Consider the following 1,636-nt stretch of genomic DNA (forward strand, 5'->3'; position numbering starts at 1 on the left):
CGCACCGCTGATCGCAGCGGTGAAGGAAACGGAATGGCTGCCGGGGCAGGCTCAGGTCTTCGTGCACGGCGAAGCCCAGGCCGTCATGCACAACATTCGGCCCTACATCCGTAAGGAGCGGGGTGTCGGTGCCGAGTGGGCCTCGATCTCGGGCTACTGGCGTCGCGGCCGAACCGAGGAGACGTTCCGAGTGTGGAAGCGCGAACTCGCGCAGGCCGAATCCGGTGTCGACGCCTGATCCCGCGACGACCCACCTCGGACGGCGTGTCCGGTTGTCGCGCGGCCTGCCAGAGCCCAAGCTGAGCCGATGACTGATTCGCTGCCGCCTCACCTCGGCATTCACGTCGAGGAGTTCGCCGAGCATCTTCGACTCGGTCGAGAGCGATCCGAGCACACCATTCGGGCGTACGTCTCGGACGCTCGTTCGTTGCTCGCGCACTTCGCGGAGTCCTCGCCGGATGCGACCATCGCCGACCTCGACCTCCGCGCGGTGCGCTCGTGGTTGGCCACGCACTCGGCCGCCGGATCCGCCAGGACCTCGATGGCGAGACGCACCTCGTCGGCGAGGACGTTCGGGAAGTGGCTCGAACGGGTGGGAGCGGTGGCGGTGGCACCGGCGGAACGGTTGGCCGGTCCGGCCGGCCACCGCACGCTGCCCGGTGTTCTTCGCCACAGCCAGGCGGAGCACGCGCTGGCCGCGGCCGAATCGGGTGCAGCCGAGCTCGACCCCATCGCGCTGCGAGACAGACTCATCGTCGAGTTGTTGTACGCGACCGGGGTGCGCGTCGGGGAGCTGTGCGGACTCGACGTCGACGACGTGGACACCGAGCGTCGCTTGATCCGTGTGCTCGGCAAGGGCAACAAGGAACGCTCGGCACCGTACGGTGCGCCGGCAGCGCATGCGGTCGAGAACTGGCTGGTCAGCGGCAGGCCCGAACTGGCCTCCGATCGATCCGGTGCGGCATTGCTGCTGGGACGGCGAGGTGGACGGCTCGATCAACGGCAGGCCAGAACGGCGGTGCACGAGGTATTCGACACCGTCCCCGGAGGTCCCAGCCTCGGTCCGCACGGCCTGCGCCACACCGCAGCGACCCATCTGCTCGAAGGTGGGGCCGATCTGAGAGTGGTGCAGGAGTTGCTCGGCCACGCTTCTCTGGCGACCACTCAGATCTACCCACACGTCTCGGTGGAGCGGCTGCGCGCCGTGCACGATCAGGCTCATCCCCGGGCATGAGCCGAGCGTCGGCGGCGCAACGTTTGGTAGCGTCGTGGACGACTTACGACACCGAATACGGGGGACCGTGGACCGCGACCGACCGCAAGGTACTTCGGAGACGTGGTCCATGCATGTCCGCGACGGCTCGGCCGCCGACCATCGGAATCCCCCTGGGCGATCGGACAACGCACGCGACAACGGCAGCGGGCCCGTATCGTCGGGCTCGATGTCCACTCCCCGTTCGACGCCTCGGCAACCTCCACCCTGGCAGACGCCCGACTCGGGCGACCGACAGCCGTTGCCGCCGAGGTACAACCCGCCGGTGCCGCTCGAGCCAGGGCCGCCGGCAGCGCAGCCGGACCGGTACCTGCCGGTACCGCCACACACCGAGGATTCGCGAACGCAGCCGGATCGGTGGTC

2 protein-coding genes and 1 pseudogene are annotated in these 1,636 nt (G+C 68.9%); all 3 read left to right on the forward strand.

Going from position 1 to position 1,636, the window contains the following annotated elements; all coding sequences use genetic code 11:
* The coding region (locus tag A2J02_RS09635) for an SIP domain-containing protein (RefSeq protein ID WP_197477987.1) at window positions 1–238 on the forward strand (238 nt) is incomplete at its 5' end.
* 69 nt (window positions 239–307) lie between these two features.
* Window positions 308–1,234 carry a tyrosine recombinase XerC gene (locus tag A2J02_RS09640; RefSeq protein ID WP_068049625.1) on the forward strand — a complete coding sequence of 309 codons (927 nt, stop codon included), beginning with the start codon at window positions 308–310 and terminating at the stop codon, window positions 1,232–1,234.
* A 208-nt stretch (window positions 1,235–1,442) separates the two neighbouring features.
* A pseudogene (locus tag A2J02_RS28635) lies at window positions 1,443–1,636 on the forward strand (hypothetical protein); the annotation flags it as partial.

The organism is Rhodococcus sp. EPR-147 (assembly GCF_001647185.1).
Classification (GTDB): domain Bacteria; phylum Actinomycetota; class Actinomycetes; order Mycobacteriales; family Mycobacteriaceae; genus Rhodococcoides.